Source organism: Kitasatospora sp. NPDC057542 (genome assembly GCF_042801945.1).
In the GTDB taxonomy this organism is placed as follows: Bacteria; Actinomycetota; Actinomycetes; order Streptomycetales; family Streptomycetaceae; genus Kitasatospora.
In genome coordinates, this window is the sequence record NZ_JBHVFE010000020.1 from 1 (window position 1) to 18,328 (window position 18,328).

The window sequence follows — 18,328 nt, forward strand, 5'->3', positions numbered from 1 at the left end:
GTCCAGGGGCATCGGCGGCCGGACGGTCAGCTCCCGCGCCCGGCGCCCTCCGGGCGCGGCCGCCGGCAGGCCCGGGACGGAGGCGATCCCCGCCGAGCCGTGCCCGGTGCGGACCAGGACCGTTCCGCGGGACTTCACCGCTACGTTTCGAGTACCCAAGAGAATCGTTTCGCCTCCGGCCGCCCTGCGCCACCACCCGGCTTGTCCCTACTGGCGCCAAGGCAGCGTGGCACGCCCGAACCGCTCGTCCGGCGAATCGCGCGAAGCCCGGACACCCGGGCCCGGAACGCGCTACTCTCCCCGGTCCACGGTTGCCCTGGGTGCCCCTCCGCGCACCCAGGGCAATCGCGGGTCCCGCCCGACGGCCGGGCTCAGAGCTGCCGCAGCAGCATCCCCGGCTGCTCCACGCAGTCCGCGACGAACCGCAGGAAGCCGCCCGCCGTCCCGCCGTCGCAGACCCGGTGGTCGAAGGTGAACGACAGCTGCGTCACCTCGCGCACCGCCAACTCCCCCTGGTGGACCCAGGGTTTGGCGACGATCCGGCCGACCCCGAGCATCGCCGCCTCCGGGTGGTTGAGGATCGGGGTGGAGCCGTCCACGCCGAACACCCCGTAGTTGTTCAACGTGAAGGTGCCACCGGTCAGTTCGGCCGGGGTGAGCGCGCCGCTGCGCGCCGCCTCGGTCAACCGGCCAAGCTCCTCGCCCAGTTGCTCGGTGCTGCGGTCCTGCGCGTCCCGCACCACCGGGACGACCAGCCCGCGCTCGCCCTGGGCGGCGAAGCCCAGGTGCACCGCCGAGTGCCGGATGATGCCCGAACCGTCCTCGGTCACCGAGGAGTTGAGCTCCGGGAAGCGCGCCAGCGCGACCGTGCAGATCCGCGCCAGCAGCGCCAGCACGCTCACCTTCGGCCCCGGCGTTGCGTTCAACTGCCGTCGCAGCGCCATGAGTTCGGTGGCGTCCGCGTCCACCCAGCAGGTCGCCGCCGGGATCTCCCGGTGACTGCGGCCGAGCTTCTCGGCCACTGCCTTGCGCAGCCCGCGCAACGGGACGACACCCTCCTGCGCGGCGGGCCCGGCGACCGCCGGAGCGGCCACCTTGGCCGCGACCGCCCGTTCGACGTCCGCACGCATGATCAGCCCGTCCGGACCGCTCCCGGTGAGCGCGGCCAGGTCGACCCCCTGCTCCCGGGCCAGCCGCCGCACCAGCGGCGAGATCACCGGCACCACCGCCGGCCCGGCCGGCACAGCCGCAGCCGGCGCGGGAGCCACCACGGCCACGGCCGAGGCCGGTGCCCCGACCCGGCGCCGCCGCCCTCCCCGGCCCGGCTCGGCGACCCCGAACCCGACCAGCGGCCGCTCCACCCCGGCAGCGGCAACGGCAACGGCCGGCTCGACCGGAGCCTGCGGAGCGCTCCCCTCCGCCGGCGCCACCGCGACCGTCACCAGCGGCGCGCCCACGGCGATCTCCTCGCCCTCCTCGCCGTACCGCGCGGTGACCACCCCGCCGTACGGGCAGGGCACCTCCACCACGGCCTTGGCGGTCTCCACCTCCACCACCGGCTGGTCGACCGCGATCACCTCGCCGACCTCGACCATCCAGCGCACCACCTCCGCCCCGGTGAGCCCCTCACCGAGGTCGGGCAGCCGGAACTCCCGCACGACGGGCATCATCCTCGGTCCTCCCACTGCAGCCGGGCGACCGCGTCCAGGATCCGGTCCACCCCGGGCAGGTGGTGGTGCTCCAGCATGGGCGGCGGGTACGGGACGTCGAAGCCGGTGACCCGCAGCACGGGCGCGGCCAGGTGGTGGAAGCAGCGCTCGGTCACCCGGGCGGCGATCTCCGCGCCGGTGCCGCCGAAGCCGCTCGCCTCGTGCACCACCACGGCCCGGCCGAGCGAGCGCACCACCCGGCAGACCGTCTCGTCGTCGAACGGCACCAGGGTGCGCAGGTCCAGCACCGCCAGGTCCCAGCCCTCGGCCTGCGCCGCCTCGGCCGCCGCCAGGCAGACCGGCAGCGAGGGGCCGTAGGTGATCAGCACGGCGGAGGTGCCGGTGCGCCGCAGCACCGCCCGGCCGATCGGCTCGACCGCCGCCGCCGGGTCGAAGTCGGCCTTGCCCCAGTAGAGCCGCTTGGGCTCCAGGAAGACCACCGGGTCGTCGGAGGCGATCGAGGCACGCAGCAGCCCGTACGCGTCGGCCACCGTCCCGGGGGTGACCACGTGCAGGCCGGGGGTGCTGGTGTAGTACGCCTCGGAGGCGTCGCTGTGGTGCTCGACGCCGCCGATGCCGCCGCCGTACGGGATGCGGACGGTGATCGGCAGCGGGAGCCTGCCCGCCGTGCGGTTGCGCATCTTGGCGACGTGCGAGAACAGCTGCTCCAGCGCCGGGTAGGCGAAGGCGTCGAACTGCATCTCGACCACCGGGCGCAGCCCGTACATCGCCATGCCGATCGCGGTGCCGAGGATTCCGGCCTCGGCCAGCGGGGTGTCCAGGCAGCGTTCCGGGCCGAACTCGGCGGTGAGCCCGTCGGTGATCCGGAAGACGCCGCCGAGCGCGCCGACGTCCTCGCCGAGCACGTGCACCGTCGGGTCCTCGCGCATGGCGTCCCGCAGCGCGGAGTTGAGCGCCTGCGCCATGCTGGCGGTACGGGCACCGGAGGTGTTCCGTACCGCCGCCGCGCCGAGGGTGGGGGCGGGCGACGGGTGGGAAGCCGTGCTCATCGGTCGGCCACCTCCGCCTCCGCGGCCAGCTCGGCGGCCAACTGTTCTGCCTGCTCCCGTAGTTGAGGTGTCGGTTCGGCGAAGACGTGGGCGAACAGCGACATCGGGTCCAGGGCCGGGTCGGCGTGGAACTCGGCCCGCATCCGGGCCGCCAGTGCCTCCGCCTCGTCCGCCGCCTCCCGCACCAGCCGGTCGTCCAGCAGGCCGAGCCCGCGCAGCGCGCGTTCCATCAGCAGGATCGGGTCGTGCTCGCGCCAGGCGGCCACCTCGGGCTCGGTGCGGTAGCGGGTGGCGTCGTCGGCGTTGGTGTGGGCGTCGATCCGGTAGGTCAGCGCCTCGACCAGGGTCGGGCCCCCGCCGGCCCGGGCCCGCTCGACCGCCTCGGTCAGCACCGAGTGCACGGCGGGTGCGTCGTTGCCGTCCACCAGCCGGCCCGGCATGCCGTAGCCGACGGCCTTGTGGGCCAGGCTCGGCGCGGCGGACTGCGCGCTGAGCGGGACGGAGATCGCGTAGCCGTTGTTCTGCACCAGGAAGACCACCGGGGCGCCCAGCACGGCCGCGAAGTTCAGCGCCTCGTGGAAGTCGCCCTCGCTGGTGCCGCCGTCGCCGAGCATCGCCAGCGCGACCACCGGCTCGCCGCGCAGCCGGGCGGCGTGCGCCAGCCCGACGGCGTGCGGGGCCTGGGTGGCGAGCGGGGTGCAGAGCGGGGCGGTGCGGCTGGCCCGCGGGTCGTAGCCGGTGTGGGCGCTGCCGCGCAGCAGGGTCAGCGCCTCCAGCGGGTCGACGCCCCGGGAGACCACGGCGAGGGTGTCGCGGTAGCTGGGGAAGAGCCAGTCGCGCTCGCCGAGCACCAGCGCGGCGGCGACCTGGCAGGCCTCCTGGCCGGTGGACGCCGGGTAGACGGCGAGCCTGCCCTGCTTGGTCAGGGTGGTGGCCTGCTGGTTGTACCGGCGGCCGACGACCAGCCGGCGGTAGAGCTCGCGCAGCAGGGCCGGGTCGTACTTCTCCAGCGCGGGGGTGCCGATCGCCCGGACGGGGGAGAGGTCCGGGAGGAGGGGTGCCGGATCGGCGCGCGGGGCGGTGGCCCCGGGCAGCCAGCCGGGCACAGGCGTGTGGTGTCTGTGGTCGAGAACGGTCATCTCGGGGCACCTCCAGGGGTGGCGGGGGCTCCCTACCGATTGTTCGGTCGTCTGTTCATCTTGACCAGAAGCGTGACAAGGTGGTGGACATTCGGCCCGTTCGGCGGTCGACTGGTGGCAGTACGTCCAATCGGGGAGGGTGGGGGGTCATGTCGGCTGAACAGATGTCCAGACTCGACCGGGTCGACCGGTCGATCCTGCGGCTGCTGCAGCAGGACGGCCGCGCCTCCATCCGCTCGGTGGCCGAGCGGGTGCACGTGTCCCGGGCCAACGCGTACGCCCGGATCTCCAGAATGGTCGAGGACGGCATCATCCGCGGCTTCACTGCCAGGGTGGACCACGAACGGGCGGGTCAGGCCGCGTCCGCGTACATCACCCTGAAAATCGTCCAGAACTCCTGGCGGACGGTGCGCGAGCAGCTGCTGGGACTGCCCGGGGTGGCGCACATCGCGCTGGTCGGCGGGGACTTCGACGTCCTGCTGCTGGTGCACACCGCCGACAACAAGACCCTGCGGGAGCTGGTGCTGGGCAGCATCCAGTCCATCCCCCAGGTGCTCGGCACCCGCACCATGCTGGTCTTCGAGGAGACCGACCAGGTGCCGCCCCTCTCGTGAGGGGACGGGTCAGCGCGCCCGCAGCCCGTCGAAGGCCAGGTGGACCACCGCGTCCGCGACCCCGTCGGCGGCCTTGAGCCCCGGCCGGTACCACTCCACGATCGAGTTGATCATCCCGAACAGCAGCCGGGTGGCCAGCCGCGGCTCCACGTCCGCGCGCAGCGCGCCGTCCGCGACCGCCGCCCGCAGCAACCCGGCGACCTGGTGGTCGAAGTCCCGCCGGCGCTCCAGCGCCCACTGCTCGGTGGCCGTGTTGCCGCGCACCCGCAGCAGCAGCGTCACGTACGGCAGCTCCTCCAGCAGCACCTCGGCGGTGCGCCGCACCACGTGCTCCAGCCGCTCCACCGCCGGGCCCTCCACCGCGGCCGGCTCGGCCAGGATCGCGAACAGCCCGTCCAGCGCCCGCCCGACCGCCAGGCGCAGCAGCTCCTCCTTGCCGCGCACGTGGTGGTAGATGGAGGACTTGGAGATCCCGGCCGCCCGGGACAGGTCCTCCATGGAGGTGCCGTCGTAGCCGCGCTCGTTGAAGACGTCGACGGTCACCGCGAGCAGTGACTCCACGGTGTAGGCGGTGCGCGTGGTGTGATCGGCCATCCTCCGAGTATCCCCGGCCGCCCCTGGCGGTACTCGATCGGGTCCGGCTGGTCCACACCAACCGAAGGAGGCAGGCCCTAGACTCTCCGGACGATCCGTCCACGTCCAGAGCACTGGGGTCCACGGCCGATGAACGCAATACGGGCAGTCGCCTCCGACGTCCCAGAGCAGCGCAGCGGGGATCCGGACGGCGCCGCGCACACCTGGCAGGAGCGCGCCCGCGCCCTGGTGGCCCGCTTCGGACCGGCCGTGTGGTGCTACGCGGTGCTGAAGCTGATCGGCTTCACCGTCTTCATGAAGCTGCTCTCCTTCGCCGGCGAGTACGCGAAGAAGCCGGCCCGGTTCGGTGGCGGCGCCAATCCCTGGGACGTGGTGGCCAGCTGGGACGGCTGGTGGTACCAACAGGTGGCCCAGTTCGGCTACCACCCGGCGCTCGTCCCGATACCGAACGGACCGGTCGGCTTCAGCGTCGAGCAGAACTCGGCCGCGTTCTTCCCGCTCTACCCGGGCCTGATGCGGCTCACCTCGGACGCCACCGGCCTCGGCCTGTACGGCGCCGGGATGCTGGTCTCGGTGGTGGCCTCGCTGTTCGCCGCGGCCGGCATCCACGCCGTGGTGGAGAAGCTGACCGGCGACGCGCGCTCGGGCGTGATCGCGGCCGGAATCTGGGCGATCGCCCCGGGCTCGGGCGCCGAGTGGGCGGTCTACTCGGACTCCCTCTTCGTCGCCCTGGCCGCCTGGGCCTGCTACTGCGTGATGACCAGGCAGTGGGTCGCGGCCGGGGTGATCACCCTGGTCGCCGGGCTCAACCGGCCGACCTCGGCGGCACTGATCGGCGCGGTGGGCCTGGCCGCGCTGGTCGAGCTGTACCGCCGGGAGAGCGGCGTCCTGCGCCCGCTGACCGCGATGCTGCTGGCCCCGGTCGGCCTGCTCGGCTACGTCGGCTGGGTGGGCTGGCGGACGGGCGAGTGGGGCGGCTACTTCCGGCTCCAGCACGACGCCTGGCTGCACTACTTCGACTGGGGCCAGGGCACCTGGCACGCGATCCGCGGGGTGCTGCTGGGCCGCAGCGACTACCCCTTCGCCTTCCCGCTGCCGGACCTGTTCGCCACCCTGATCGTGCTCAGCCTGCCGATGCTGATCGTGCTGCTGATCCGGCTGCGCCCGCCGCTGGTGCTGACCGCCTACACGCTCGCGACGATCGTCTCGGTGCTCGGCAGCCTGGGCATCTTCGGCAACGTCTCGCGCTACCTGTTGCCCGCGTTCCCGCTGTTCATCGCGCTGGCGGTGGGGATGCGCAAGCTGAGCCTGCCGGTGCTGGCCACCGTCCTGGGCACCGGTGCGGTCGCCTCCGGCTGGTACGCCGGGTACGTGATATTCGAGCTCGGCGTGCCGTAGACCCCTGCTCACCCGAGCCCACGGGGGCGCGTCCGCCATGGACGCGCCCCCGTTCGTTTCGGTGGATTCCCCGCCACGGCACCCTCTTGAGCCGACCGATCGTTCGGTTACCCTGTGACGTGTCCCGTCCTGCTTTTCGAGGCCCTCCGAGGAGCGCACAGATGTCCGCAGCGGTCACCCACCCCCTCGTCAGCGAGCTGGTCGAGCGCCACCAGGCCACCCTGGACGCCGCGCTCGCCGCCGCCGCCAAGCGCGACTACTGGTCGCCCTACCCCGAGTTCCCGAAGGCCTACGGCGAGAGCGGCCCGGCGGACGGCAAGGCCGCCTTCGACGCCCTGCTCGGCAGGCCCTTCACCCTCGACGGCCACCCCACCGACGGCGACCAGGTCGGCGGCGAGGCCTCCCCGTACGGCGTCGAGCTGGGCATCACCTACCCGCACGCCGGCCCGGACGCGCTGATCGCCGCGCTCACCGCCGCCCGCCCCGGCTGGGCCGCCGCGACCCCGCTGGAGCGCGCCGCCGTCTGCCTGGAGATCCTCCACCGGATCAACGCCCGCTCCCACGAGTTCGCCCAGGCCGTCATGCACACCACCGGCCAGGCCTACGGCATGGCCTTCCAGGCCGGCGGCCCGCACGCCCAGGACCGCGGCCTGGAGGCGGTCGCCTACGCCTACGCCGAGCAGACCCGGCTGCCGCAGCAGGCCGGCTGGACCAAGCCGCAGGGCAAGCGCGACCCGCTGGTGATGACCAAGGAGTTCACCGTCGTCCCGCGCGGCCTCGCACTGCTGATCGGCTGCAACACCTTCCCCACCTGGAACGGCTACCCCGGGCTGTTCGCCTCGCTCGCCACCGGCAACCCGGTGCTGGTCAAGCCGCACCCGCGGGCCGTACTGCCGCTCGCGCTGACCGTGCGGGTCGCCCGCGAGGTGCTCGCCGACGCCGGCTTCGACCCCAACCTGGTCTGCCTGGCCGCCGAGCACGAGGGCGGCACCGTCGCCCAGGCACTCGCCGTCCGCCCGGAGATCAAGCTGATCGACTACACCGGCTCCACCGCCTTCGGCGACTGGCTGGAGGAGCACGCCAGGCAGGCGCAGGTGTACACCGAGAAGGCCGGCGTCAACGCGGTGGTCATCGACTCCACCGACGACTACAAGGGCATGCTGGGCAACCTGGCCTTCGCGCTCTCGCTCTACAGCGGCCAGATGTGCACCACCCCGCAGAACGTGCTGATCCCGCGCGGCGGCATCGCCACCGACCAGGGCGACAAGTCCTACGACCAGGTGGTCACCGACCTGGCCGGCGCCATCGAGGGCCTGCTCTCCGACGACGCCCGCGCGGCGGCGATCCTCGGCGCCGTGGTCAACCCCGGGGTGCTCCAGCGCTCGGCCGCCGCGGCCGGCGGCGAGTACGGCGAACTCGCCCTCGCCCCGCGCCCGGTGACCTCGCCGGACTTCCCCGGTGCGACCGTCCGCACCCCCGCGCTGGTCAGGCTGGACGCCGACAAGCCGGACGACCGCGCGGTCTTCCGCAACGAGTGCTTCGGCCCGGTCTCCTTCGCCGTCGCCGTCGAATCCACCGCCGCCGCCGTCGAGTTGCTGCGCACCACGGTCCGCGAGAAGGGCGCCATGACCGCCTCCGGCTACACCACCTCGCCCGAGGTGGAGGCGCTGCTGGTCGAGGCCGCGCTGGACTCCGGCGTCTCGCTCTCGCTCAACCTGACCGGCGGGGTCTACCCCAACCAGACCGCCGCCTTCTCGGACCTGCACGGCACCGGCGCCAACCCGGCCGCCAACTCGGCCTACTGCGACGGCGCGTTCGTCGCCAACCGGTTCCGCACGGTGGAGATCCGCCGGCACTCCTGAGCCCCGTGCCGGTGGATCCGGGCCCCGGCGGTCACCCACCGCCGGGGCCCGGCGGTTCACGGCTCCGACCGCACCCGCGATGATGGAGGCTGGGAGAACGCCGGGAACGGCGTCCGACCGCCCTCCGAACAACGGGAGCTGACACATGGCCGTGAAGCCGACGACCGAAACCGACGTCCTGATCGTCGGCGCCGGACCGACCGGACTGCTGCTGGCCGGCGATCTCGCCGCCGCCGGAGTCGGCGTCACCGTGCTGGAGAAGCGGTCCGCCGAGTCCAACCTCACCCGGGCCTTCGGCGTGCACGCGCGCACCCTGGAACTGCTGGACGCCCGGGGCCTGGCCGAGGAGCTGATCGCCACCGGCCTTCCGCTCACCGAACTGAGGATGTTCGACCGCTTCGGCGTCGACCTGGGCTCGCTGCCCACCCGCTTCCCGTTCGTCCTGATCACCCCGCAGTACAACGTCGAACGGCTGCTGCTGGAGCGCGCGGAAGAGGCCGGCGCCACCGTGCTGCGCGGCGCCGAGGTCACCGGGCTGCGCCAGGACGCCGAGGGCGTGACCCTGGAGACCCGGGACGGGCGCAGCCACCGCGCCGCGTACGCGGTCGCCGCCGACGGCATCCACTCCACCGTCCGCGACCTGCTGGGCATCCCGTTCCCCGGGGAGTCGGTGGTCGACTCGGTGGTGCTGGCCGACGTCCGGCTGGACCACGAGCCCGCCCAGGCGGTCACCGTCGGCGCCAACCGGGCCGGCTTCGCCTTCGTCGTCCCGTTCGGCGACGGCTGGTTCCGGATCATCGCCTGGGACCGCGAGGAACGGTACCCGGACGGCACCACCCCTTCGGCCGAGCAGCTCACCGCCCTCTGCCGGGCCGTCCTCGGCGAGGACTACGGCCTGCACGAGGTGCGCTGGAGCTCCACCTTCCACAGCGACGAGCGGCAGGCCCCCAACTACCGCTCCGGCCGGGTCTTCCTGGCCGGCGACGCCGCGCACTGCCACTCCCCGGCCGGCGGCCAGGGCATGAACACCGGCATCCAGGACGCCGCCAACCTGTCCTGGAAGCTCGCCGCCACCCTCCGGGGCCGGGCCACCGACGCCCTGCTGGACACCTACCAGACCGAGCGGCACCCGGTCGGCAGGACGGTCCTGCGCACCTCCGGCGCGCTGATCCGGCTGGCGCTCGCCGAGTCCGCCCCCACCCGCGCCCTGCGCGGGGCGCTCACCGCGCTGGGCAGCCGCCTCGACCCGGTCACCGAGCGCGGCGCCAAGCTGATCTCCGGCATCGGCATCTCCTACCCCGCCCCCAAGGACGCCCACCCGCAGGTCGGCAAGCGCGTCCCGGACCTCCGGCTGACCGCCCTGAGCAAGCCCGTCGAGGGCGCCCCGGCCGCTCCCGAGCGGCTCTACGAGGCGCTGCGCGCCGGGAAGTTCGTCCTGGTCAGCAATGACGAGCTGGCCGCCGCCGAACCCTGGGCCGACCGCATGGTCTGCGCCGCCCCCGCCGATCCGCACGGCAAGCTGCGCGACACCGTCCTGCTGATCCGCCCGGACGGCTACGTCGCCTGGGCCGCCGTCGATCCGGGCCAGGGCGAGCTCCGCACCGCCCTCACCGACTGGCTCGGCGCCCCGGCCTGACCGCCCTTCGGGCGGGTGCGCGACCCACCGCGCGCCCGCCCGTCCACCCGGCCCGGCGTCCGGCCGTCGGTCAGCCCCGCGCCTTCACGTAGTGCCGCGCCGCCTTCGCCCGGTTCCCGCACACCGCCATCCGGCACCACCGCCGACGGCCGTTCTGCGAGGCGTCGAAGAAGTGCAGGATGCACGCCTCGTGCGCGCACTGCTTGACCCGCCGCGCCCCCTGCCCCAGCAGTGCGAGGAAGCCGTCCGCCGCCAGCCAGGGTGCCAGCCACTCCGGCCGGTCGGTCTCGATCCGGTCCTCGGCCCCGCCCGGCGCCGCCACCCGCCGGATCCGTCCGTGCGCCAGCACCGCGTCCAGTCCGTCCCGCGCCCCGGCGCCCAACTCGCCCTGCTCGCGGGCGTCCCGGGCGGCGAGCAGGACGGCCTCACGGGTCTGCCGGATCGCCGCCAGCCCCGCCTCGTCGGCTGCGCAGCGCTCGTTCAGCCCGGCGGAGGAGAGCCAGGTCGCGTACCCCTCGACGCCGGTGAGCAGGTCGTTGACGGGTGTTCCGGCCCAGCGCGTGTTGAGCAGGTCGAGCGCGAGCGGCTCGCCGATCAGCGGTCGCGGGTCCCTCGGGTCCGGCTGCACGTCAGTCATCGCCCTCCTCGGCTCGGCCCGATTCTACGTCCGCCCCTCCCAGCCCCGGCCGGCGTGGACCGGCCCCCGGATCCCGGCCATTCACTGTATGGAACCGCCGAGTTTCCGGCCCTCCACAGTTGACTGTTTTTTAGCAACGAATTGCCCGGCCATGAGCCACTTCGCACACGGGTTCTGTCATGTTCTAGCCAGCGTTCTCGACCTGAACGCCTGGCCCCTTGCCGGCCCCCACAGCCGGCCGGAGGAGGATCCGTTGCGCCCCCGCTCCCTTGCCCTCGCCGCGGCGATAGCCGTGCTGCCGCTGACCGCCGTCTCGCTCGGTGTCTCCACCGCGCAGGCCGCCACGCCCAACGCCGCCCCGCGCGTCGCCCTGCCGAACACCGTGAACCCCGCAGTGGCCCACTCGGAGAAGAAGGGTGACGTCCCGGCCGCGCAGCAGATCGCGGTGTCCGTCAGCCTGAAGCTGCGCAACACCGACGCCCTGGACCGCTTCCTCACCGCGGTCGCCACCCCGGGCACCCCGGAGTACGGCCACTACCTGACGCCGGAGCAGTTCACCGCGCAGTTCGGCCCGACCCAGGCCGCCGTCGACCAGGTCAGGGCCTACCTGGCCCAGCAGGGCCTGACCGTCACCGACGTGAGCACCAACCGCCAGGTGGTCAACGCCCACGGCACCGCCGCCCAGGTCTCCCAGGCCTTCGGCACGCACGAGAGCTCGTACCTCGACCCGCAGCTCCAGCGCGCCTTCTTCGCCAACGACGCCGCCGCCTCGATCCCGTCCGACCTGGCCGCCGTGGTCCAGGGCGTCAGCGGCCTGGACAACCACGCGGTGCGCAAGAACCGCCTGGCCACGCCGAACGCGGTCACCCCGAACACCGCGAGCTCCACCCCGAGCGGCATGGCCCCGGCCCAGTACACCGGCGCCTACAACCTCAACAAGACCGGCGCGGACGGCACCGGCACCACGGTCGCACTGTGGGAGTTCGACGGCTACAAGTCCTCGAACCTGACCACCTACGACTCCCAGTACGGCCTGTCCGGCCCGGCCGTCTCCACCGTCTCGGTGGACGGCGCGAGCTACGACTCCGCCCCCGGCCAGGGCCAGGGCGAGGTCGAGCTGGACAGCGAGATCGTCCGCGGCGCGGCGCCCAAGGCCACCCAGCTGGTCTACGAGGCGCCCAACAGCGACCAGGGCGAGATCGACATGGCCAACAAGATCGTGACCGACAACCGGGTCTCGGTGGTCTCGATCTCCTGGGGCTCCTGCGAGCCGGACACCACCGCCTCCTCGATGACCGCGGTCGACAACGCCTTCAAGCAGGCCGCCGCCCAGGGCATCTCGATCTTCTCCGCCTCCGGCGACGACGGCTCCCGCGACTGCACCCGCTCCACCAGCGGCTCGACCGTCAAGGCGGTCGACTTCCCGGCCTCCAGCCCGCACCAGACCGGCGTCGGCGGCACCAACCTCAAGGTCTCCAGCAGCAACACCTACTCCTCGGAGAGCGCCTGGAGCACCGCCGGCGGCGGCGTCTCCACCGTGTTCGCCAAGCCCAGCTGGCAGACCGGCACCGGTGTCAGCGGCACCATGCGCACCGTCCCTGACGTCTCCTCCAACGCCGACCCGGCCAGCGGCTTCGCGATCTACACCGCCGGCGCCTGGCAGGTCTACGGCGGCACCAGCGCGGCCGCGCCGCTCTGGTCCGGCTACGCGGCCCAGTTCAACCAGAAGGCCAAGGCCGCCGGCCAGCCGGTCCTCGGCGAGGCGAGCCCGCGGCTGTACTCGGTGGCGAACAGCAGCAGCTACGGCAGCACCTTCCACGACGTGACCACCGGTGCCAACCAGGACTTCTCCGCCAAGGCCGGCTACGACCAGGTCACCGGCTGGGGCTCCCCGGTCGCCGACGCGCTGACCACCGCCCTGCTCGGCGGCGGCACCACCCCGCCGTCCGGCGGCTGCACCGCCGCCCAGCTGATCGGCAACGGCGGCTTCGAGAACGGCACCGCCTCCCCGTGGACCGCCTCCAGCGGCGTGATCGACAACAGCGCCTCCCAGCCGGCCCACTCGGGCGGCTGGAAGTCCTGGATGGACGGCTACGGCTCGGCCCACACCGACACCATGTCGCAGACCGTCTCGATCCCGGCCGGCTGCGCCTCCGCCAAGCTGACCTTCTGGCTGCACATCGACACCGCGGAGACCGGCTCCACCGCGTACGACAAGCTGACCGTCCAGGCCAACGGCACCACGCTGGCGACCTACTCCAACGCGGACGCGGCCGCCGGCTACGTCCAGCGCACCCTGGACCTGACCTCCTTCGCCGGCAAGACCGTGACCGTCACGTTCACCGGCACCGAGGACTCGTCGCTCCAGACCAGCTTCGTGATCGACGACGTCGCGCTGAACGTCAACTGATCACCGGCCGGTAGCACCACCGAACCCCCGCCGGGGCGGAGCCGTCAGGGCCCGCCCCGGCGGTGTCCGTCCCCCGCCCTCCCGGGACGGTTCGCCGGCCCGGGAGGGCCGGTGTCCACGGCTTGTGTTTCCGGACTGTTTCAAGATCGCTAACCCTTCGGTCCACCTGCCGTGACCACTGTCATACGCACGACTGATGACGTAGCCTCTCGACCGTGCATAGGGTTCCCCAAAGCTCGGTGAAGCCGCTGGCGGCGCGCCCCGGCGCCGGCCCGGTCCCACCGAACTCACCTGGTGGGGAGGTTCACCGCATGGCCGCACAGCAGCCTCAGGACGCCGCGCGACTGCGGCTGGTCGGGTCGCACACGGAGCGCCCCGGCCCGTCCGGACCGGCTCCCGCCACCGCCCCCGCACCGCCCCCCGGCCGGCTCGCACCGGTCGGCGGCTTCGCGGACACCCTGCACCTGGCCATCGAGGCCAGCGGCCTCAGCCTGGACCGCATCCGCGCCGCCCTGGCCGGCCGCGGCGTCAGGGTCAGCGTCACGACCCTCAGTTACTGGCGGCGCGGCCGCAGCCAGCCCGAGCGGGCCAGCTCGCTGCGCGCCGTCCACCTGCTGGAGGAGCTGCTCGGCCTGCCGCACAGCGCGCTCTCCTCGCTGCTCGGCCCGCCGCGCCCGCGCGGCCGCTGGGCCGCCGCGGCCAACACCTGCCACCTCGGGCTGGAGGACGTCTGGCCGGGGGAGCAGGAGATCGCCAACATCTTCGCCGAGCTGAACGCCCCGCCGGCCGGCGAGCTGGAGCGCCTGAGCATCCACGACTCCTACTACGTGGACGCCGAGCGGCGCGGCAACCTGCTGCGGATGCGCCAGGTGGTGCGTGCCACGGTCGGCGGCGTCGGCCGCTGCCTGGTGGTGCACATGGCCGACGAGGAGGCGGCCGGCTGCCCGGAGATCACCTCGGTGCGGCACGGCCGGCTGGGCCGGGTGCGCCGCCGCCCGGAGGCCGGGCTGATCGTCGCCGAGCTGATGCTGGACCGCCCGCTGGGCCTCGGCGACAGCACGGTCTTCGAGTACGAGGTGGAGATCCCGCCCGGCGGCCCGACCATGGAGTACAGCCGCCGCTTCGCCACCCCGGTGCGCGAGTACGTACTCCAGGTGCACTTCGACCCGGCGGCCGTCCCGGCTCACTGCGAGCGCTACGACCGGGAGCCGGGCGCCGACGTCGACCACCGCCGCGAACAGCTGTGGATCGGTGCCTCGGCGAGCGCCCACGTCCTGGCCCCGGACCAGCAGCCGGGCCACATCGGCATCCGCTGGGAGTGGGCTTAACCCCTCCCCTCCTCCAGCCCCGCCGGACCTGACGGTCAGGCGGGGCTTTCGCATGCCCACCCGGAAAACTAACCGCCTCACTGCGGAGAACTGGTTGACGACACATCACCTAACTCCTAACCTCATGAGCACCGGTTAGGCATTGGCCTCGCCGGACACCGACGCCTCCGGGAGCGACCAGGCATGTCCACCACCACCCAGCTCCGCACCCTGCAGACCGGCCACGTGGGTCTGAACGTCACCGACCTGGCCCGCTCGATCGACTTCTACCGCGCTGTCTTCGGCCTCCAGGTCACCGCCGAGGGCACCGACCCCGATCGCCGCTACGCCCTGCTCGGCCGTGACGGCCGCCTGGTGGTGACGCTCTGGCAGCAGAGCACGGGCGGCTTCGCCACCACCTCCCCCGGCCTGCACCACCTCTCCTTCGAGGTCGAAAGCCTCGACGAGGTCCGCGCCACCGAACGGCTGCTGCGCGAGCTGGGCGCCGGGTTCGCCTACGACGGCGTCGTCCCGCACGGCGAGGGCTCGGCCTCCGGCGGCATCTTCTTCACCGACCCGGACGGCATCCGGCTGGAGGTCTACACCCGCACCGGGGTCGACGGGACCGAGGCCGCCGTCCCCAACACCGACGCCCCGACCTGCGGCTTCTTCTAGGAACCGGACCCCAGGGGGAGCCGACCGTGACCACCACCGACACGCCGTACCACCCCGGCGAGCGGGCCGCCCAGGCCCGGGCCGGCCGAACCGAGCGGGCCGACCACGCCGGCCGGTCGATCCGCCGCACCGTACCGGCGGTCGCCGCCCGCTTCCTGACCGAGCGCCGGATGCTGGTCGTCGGCGCCGCCGACCGGGACGGCCGGGTCTGGGCCACCCAGCTGGCCGGCCCGGCCGGCTTCCTCTCGGCCCCGGACGAACGCACCATGGCCGTCGCCGCCCTCCCGGCCGCGGCCGACCCGCTGGCCGGGGCGCTGGACCGCCCCGCCCGGGTCGGCACCATCGCACTGGACCCGGCCGGCCGGCGCCGGATGCGGCTCAACGGCCGCTCCGTTCCGGACGGCCGGGGCGGGCTGCTGGTGCACGCCGACGAGGTGGTCGCCAACTGCCCGAAGTACATCCAGCGCCGCACCCCGGCGGACCGCCCGGCCGCCGGCCCGCCCCGCACGGTGGCCGCCGGCGCGGCGCTGACCACCTCACAGCTCCTGGCGGCGGCCACCGCGGACACCTTCTTCATCGCCAGCACCGGCCCGGACGGCAGCGTGGACGCCTCCCACCGCGGCGGCTTCCCCGGCTTCCTGGAACCGGTGGCGCCGAACCGTCTGCGCTGGCCCGAGTACCCGGGCAACAGCATGTTCCTGACGCTCGGGAACCTGGAGCTGGACCCGCGGGCCGGCCTGCTGCTGCCCGACTGGGAGACCGGTGGGTCGCTGCTGGTCACCGGCGAGGCCCGCACCGACTGGTCCGAGGAGGCCAGGCAGGGCGTCCCGGGCGCCGAGCGGATCGTCGAACTGACCGTCACCGGCGTGGTCGAGCTGGCCGACGCCACCCCGCTGGCCTGGACCGACCCCGAGTACTCGCCCGCCATCCCGCGCTGACCACGCCTCACCCCTGCCGGCCGCCCCCACCTAACCCACGCCACGTTCCGGGGCCGAACGAGTGTCACCCGTTCGGTCTAACCCATCGTGACGCACCCCGCCTGTTTTGGGACTTTGGTCCCGATAACACGCGGAATGGGCCCGGGAAGGCCACTCCTGTCCCGCCGTCAGGCGGCGACCAGGAAAGACCGCAGGAAAGAGGCGGAGCATGACCCTTACCGATCCCCTGTCCCCGCTCATGGAGTTCGACGAGGTCGAACCGGCGGAGGACTGCATATGCGGGGGCTGCAACGCCCGCCGACGCGCACGGCTGCACGCCGCGCCGGTCCACGAGGGCGGCCACGCCGCCGCCCGCAGCGTCCGCCGCCGGGCCGCCGTGCTGATGGCCGCCGTGGGCACCGCGATAGGCGGCGGGACGGCCGCGGCCGGCTCCGCCACCGCGGCCCCCGCTCCCACTCCCACCCCGGGCGGCAGCAGCGCCGCCCGGTCGCAGACCCCCCAGGGCGAGGTCAGCGGCCTCTACGGCCAGGCCCCGGGCGCCCGCACCTTCGCCGCCCCCCGCGCCGCCGCCGCGCCGGTCACCCGGGCGCAGATCATCCAGCGCGCCCAGAGCTGGGTCGACCAGGGCGTGCCGTACAGCATGAGCCGCTACTGGTCGGACGGCTACCGCCAGGACTGCTCCGGCTTCGTCTCGATGGCCTGGGGCCTGGGCAGCAGCCAGACCACCTGGACACTGCCCGGCTTCGCCGAGCGGATCGGCAAGAACGACCTCCAGCCCGGCGACGTGCTGATCTACAACAACCCGGCCGACCCGCAGGCCGGCTCGCACGTGACGATCTTCGGCGGCTGGACCGACTCCTCACGCACCAAGTACGTCGCCTACGAGCAGACCGGCCCCGCCACCAAGAAGCGCTCCACCCCGTACGCGTACTGGAACAACTCCGGCTCCTACGTCCCGTACCGCTACACCGGCCTGTCCGCCGGCGGCAACGGCGGCGGCACCTCCTCGACCGCCTTCCCCGGCGCCGACAGGTTCGGCCCCGGCGCCGACAACGCGTACGTCACCGAGCTCGGCCGGATGCTGGTGCAGCGCGGCGGCGCCGCGTTCTACTCCTCGGGCCCCGGCCCGCGCTGGAGCGAGGCCGACCGCAGGGCCACCCAGGCCTTCCAGCTCGCCCAGGGCTGGCGCGGCAGCGAGGCCGACGGCATCCCCGGCAAGGACACCTGGGACCACCTGGTCAACGGCAAGGGCCGCAACATCGACGGCGGCACCCCGCTGCCGCCCCCGCCGCCCGCCACCGGGGGCTCCGCCTTCCCCGGTGCGCAGTACTTCGGCCCCGGCCAGAACAACGACCACGTCCGGCAGCTCGGCGAGCAGCTGGTCCGCAAGGGCTTCGGCGCCTCGTACGGCGTCGGCCCCGGCCCGCGCTGGACGGAGAGCGACCGCCGGGCCGTCCAGGCCTTCCAGCAGGCGCAGGGCTGGCGCGGCAGCGAGGCCGACGGCTACCCCGGCCCGGACACCTGGCGCCGGCTCTTCTCCTGACGCCCCTCCCGAGGCGCGGTGCCCACCCCGGGCGCCGCGCCTCAGCGCCGCTTCCCGGACATCCAGTGGAACAGACCCATCGCGACGCTGGTCGCCAGGTTGAAGCTGGACACCCCCTGCTGCATCGGCACCGCCACCAACTGGTCGGCGCGCACCTTGAGTTCGGCCGAGACGCCGTGCCGCTCGGTGCCGAAGGCCAGCAGCGCGTCGTCCGGGAACGGCACATCCCGGATGTCCGCGCCCTCCGGGTCCAGCACGTACAGCGGCCCGCCGGGCAGCTGCTCCAGGGACAACCGCTCCACAGCAGTCGCGAAGTGCAGCCCCGCACTCCCCCGCAGCACGTTCGGGTGCCACGGGTCCAGGTCGCCGGTGGTCACCACCCCGGTGGCGCCGAACCCGGCCGCCAGCCGGATCACCGCCCCGACGTTCCCCAGGTTGCGCGGATTCTCCAACAGCACCACCGGCGCCTTCCGCGGCCGACGGCCCAACACCGCCCGGTTCGCCTCGGCGCCGGGCCGCACCGCCAGCGCGACCACCCCCGTCGGGTGCAGCCGTGGCACGAGCCGCCGCAAGGCCGCCTCCGGCAGCTCCACCGCGAGCCCGTCCAGCTCCGGAACGACATCCCCCGCCAACTCGCCCGCCAACGCCAGCAAGGCCCCCCGGTCGGCGGTCAGCACCCGCCGCACCTCACCCCCGAACCGCAGGGCGTGCTTCAGCGCGTGGAACCCGTCCAGCAGCACCGCCCCCGGCTCCCGCTCGGCCGCCCGCCACGCCCGCACCAGCTCGTCCTCGTCCATGACGCCCACTCTGTCACCCCCACCCGCACCCGCCCCCACCCCGCGGGCGCACAGGGCGA

15 protein-coding genes are annotated in these 18,328 nt (G+C 73.7%); 9 read left to right on the plus strand and 6 right to left on the minus strand.

Going from position 1 to position 18,328, the window contains the following annotated elements; all coding sequences use genetic code 11:
* Window positions 1–371: 371 nt before the first annotated feature.
* The 3 genes from ACFU7Y_RS04890 to ACFU7Y_RS04900 all read right to left on the minus strand — a co-directional run bounded on the left by ACFU7Y_RS04890 (window position 372) and on the right by ACFU7Y_RS04900 (window position 3,858).
* Window positions 372–1,667, minus strand: coding sequence for a dihydrolipoamide acetyltransferase family protein (locus ACFU7Y_RS04890; RefSeq protein ID WP_380766507.1), 1,296 nt, complete (start codon window positions 1,665–1,667; stop codon window positions 372–374).
* Complete coding sequence (locus ACFU7Y_RS04895; protein ID WP_380766508.1) at window positions 1,667–2,635, minus strand: alpha-ketoacid dehydrogenase subunit beta; 969 nt, start codon at window positions 2,633–2,635, stop codon at window positions 1,667–1,669. The genes ACFU7Y_RS04890 and ACFU7Y_RS04895 overlap by 1 nt, the downstream gene beginning before the upstream one ends.
* An 80-nt stretch (window positions 2,636–2,715) precedes the next feature.
* On the minus strand, window positions 2,716–3,858 hold the full coding sequence (locus ACFU7Y_RS04900) for a thiamine pyrophosphate-dependent dehydrogenase E1 component subunit alpha (protein ID WP_224281221.1): 1,143 nt from the start codon (window positions 3,856–3,858) through the stop codon (window positions 2,716–2,718).
* A gap of 149 nt (window positions 3,859–4,007) precedes the next feature.
* On the opposite strand from ACFU7Y_RS04900, the gene ACFU7Y_RS04905 reads away from it, so the two are divergent.
* A complete protein-coding gene (locus ACFU7Y_RS04905) occupies window positions 4,008–4,472 on the plus strand; it encodes an Lrp/AsnC family transcriptional regulator (protein ID WP_224281222.1) in 465 nt (154 codons plus the stop codon).
* A gap of 9 nt (window positions 4,473–4,481) precedes the next feature.
* On the opposite strand, the gene ACFU7Y_RS04910 is transcribed toward ACFU7Y_RS04905, so the two are convergent.
* Window positions 4,482–5,066, minus strand: a complete 585-nt coding sequence (locus ACFU7Y_RS04910) for a TetR/AcrR family transcriptional regulator (RefSeq protein WP_224281223.1) — start codon at window positions 5,064–5,066, stop codon at window positions 4,482–4,484.
* A 129-nt stretch (window positions 5,067–5,195) separates the two neighbouring features.
* Here ACFU7Y_RS04910 and ACFU7Y_RS04915 point away from each other — a divergent pair, with 129 nt between their 5' ends.
* The 3 genes from ACFU7Y_RS04915 to ACFU7Y_RS04925 all read left to right on the plus strand — a co-directional run bounded on the left by ACFU7Y_RS04915 (window position 5,196) and on the right by ACFU7Y_RS04925 (window position 9,962).
* Entirely contained in the window at window positions 5,196–6,464 is a 1,269-nt protein-coding gene (locus ACFU7Y_RS04915) for a glycosyltransferase family 39 protein (protein WP_224281224.1), read from the plus strand.
* A 161-nt stretch (window positions 6,465–6,625) separates the two neighbouring features.
* Window positions 6,626–8,326: a phenylacetic acid degradation protein PaaN gene (gene paaN, locus ACFU7Y_RS04920; protein WP_224281225.1), complete on the plus strand. Its 1,701-nt coding sequence runs from the start codon at window positions 6,626–6,628 to the stop codon at window positions 8,324–8,326.
* A 145-nt stretch (window positions 8,327–8,471) separates the two neighbouring features.
* A complete protein-coding gene (locus ACFU7Y_RS04925; protein ID WP_224281226.1) occupies window positions 8,472–9,962 on the plus strand; it encodes an FAD-dependent oxidoreductase in 1,491 nt (496 codons plus the stop codon).
* Window positions 9,963–10,032: 70 nt separating this feature from the next.
* Here the strand turns inward: ACFU7Y_RS04925 and ACFU7Y_RS04930 are convergent, their stop codons facing one another.
* A complete protein-coding gene (locus tag ACFU7Y_RS04930; protein ID WP_224281227.1) occupies window positions 10,033–10,599 on the minus strand; it encodes a CGNR zinc finger domain-containing protein in 567 nt (188 codons plus the stop codon).
* Window positions 10,600–10,852: 253 nt separating this feature from the next.
* On the opposite strand from ACFU7Y_RS04930, the gene ACFU7Y_RS04935 reads away from it, so the two are divergent.
* The 5 genes from ACFU7Y_RS04935 (at window position 10,853) to ACFU7Y_RS04955 (ending at window position 17,472) form a co-directional block, all read left to right on the plus strand.
* Window positions 10,853–13,009: a protease pro-enzyme activation domain-containing protein gene (locus ACFU7Y_RS04935; protein WP_380766494.1), complete on the plus strand. Its 2,157-nt coding sequence runs from the start codon at window positions 10,853–10,855 to the stop codon at window positions 13,007–13,009.
* A gap of 311 nt (window positions 13,010–13,320) precedes the next feature.
* Window positions 13,321–14,337: an XRE family transcriptional regulator gene (locus ACFU7Y_RS04940; RefSeq protein WP_224281229.1), complete on the plus strand. Its 1,017-nt coding sequence runs from the start codon at window positions 13,321–13,323 to the stop codon at window positions 14,335–14,337.
* 183 nt (window positions 14,338–14,520) lie between these two features.
* Window positions 14,521–14,991: a VOC family protein gene (locus tag ACFU7Y_RS04945; RefSeq protein WP_380766495.1), complete on the plus strand. Its 471-nt coding sequence runs from the start codon at window positions 14,521–14,523 to the stop codon at window positions 14,989–14,991.
* A 26-nt stretch (window positions 14,992–15,017) separates the two neighbouring features.
* Window positions 15,018–15,929 carry a pyridoxamine 5'-phosphate oxidase family protein gene (locus ACFU7Y_RS04950; protein WP_380766496.1) on the plus strand — a complete coding sequence of 304 codons (912 nt, stop codon included), beginning with the start codon at window positions 15,018–15,020 and terminating at the stop codon, window positions 15,927–15,929.
* Between the two features lie 208 nt (window positions 15,930–16,137).
* Window positions 16,138–17,472 carry a peptidoglycan-binding protein gene (locus tag ACFU7Y_RS04955; protein ID WP_380766497.1) on the plus strand — a complete coding sequence of 445 codons (1,335 nt, stop codon included), beginning with the start codon at window positions 16,138–16,140 and terminating at the stop codon, window positions 17,470–17,472.
* A gap of 41 nt (window positions 17,473–17,513) precedes the next feature.
* Here ACFU7Y_RS04955 and ACFU7Y_RS04960 read toward each other — a convergent pair whose 3' ends face one another.
* Window positions 17,514–18,269, minus strand: a complete 756-nt coding sequence (locus ACFU7Y_RS04960; RefSeq protein WP_380766498.1) for a TrmH family RNA methyltransferase — start codon at window positions 18,267–18,269, stop codon at window positions 17,514–17,516.
* Window positions 18,270–18,328: the final 59 nt, after the last annotated feature.

Bases quoted from the DNA above. Each gene is read 5' to 3' on its own strand.
- ACFU7Y_RS04930 (WP_224281227.1), bottom strand. From the start codon at position 10,599: ATGACTGACGTGCAGCCGGACCCGAGGGACCCGCGACCGCTGATCGGC.
- ACFU7Y_RS04925 (WP_224281226.1), top strand. From the start codon at position 8,472: ATGGCCGTGAAGCCGACGACCGAAACCGACGTCCTGATCGTCGGCGCC.
- paaN (WP_224281225.1), top strand. From the start codon at position 6,626: ATGTCCGCAGCGGTCACCCACCCCCTCGTCAGCGAGCTGGTCGAGCGC.
- ACFU7Y_RS04945 (WP_380766495.1), top strand. From the start codon at position 14,521: ATGTCCACCACCACCCAGCTCCGCACCCTGCAGACCGGCCACGTGGGT.
- ACFU7Y_RS04955 (WP_380766497.1), top strand. From the start codon at position 16,138: ATGACCCTTACCGATCCCCTGTCCCCGCTCATGGAGTTCGACGAGGTC.
- ACFU7Y_RS04895 (WP_380766508.1), bottom strand. From the start codon at position 2,635: ATGGCGCAGGCGCTCAACTCCGCGCTGCGGGACGCCATGCGCGAGGAC.
- ACFU7Y_RS04905 (WP_224281222.1), top strand. From the start codon at position 4,008: ATGTCGGCTGAACAGATGTCCAGACTCGACCGGGTCGACCGGTCGATC.
- ACFU7Y_RS04900 (WP_224281221.1), bottom strand. From the start codon at position 3,858: ATGACCGTTCTCGACCACAGACACCACACGCCTGTGCCCGGCTGGCTG.
- ACFU7Y_RS04960 (WP_380766498.1), bottom strand. From the start codon at position 18,269: ATGGACGAGGACGAGCTGGTGCGGGCGTGGCGGGCGGCCGAGCGGGAG.
- ACFU7Y_RS04915 (WP_224281224.1), top strand. From the start codon at position 5,196: ATGAACGCAATACGGGCAGTCGCCTCCGACGTCCCAGAGCAGCGCAGC.
- ACFU7Y_RS04910 (WP_224281223.1), bottom strand. From the start codon at position 5,066: ATGGCCGATCACACCACGCGCACCGCCTACACCGTGGAGTCACTGCTC.
- ACFU7Y_RS04890 (WP_380766507.1), bottom strand. From the start codon at position 1,667: ATGCCCGTCGTGCGGGAGTTCCGGCTGCCCGACCTCGGTGAGGGGCTC.
- ACFU7Y_RS04940 (WP_224281229.1), top strand. From the start codon at position 13,321: ATGGCCGCACAGCAGCCTCAGGACGCCGCGCGACTGCGGCTGGTCGGG.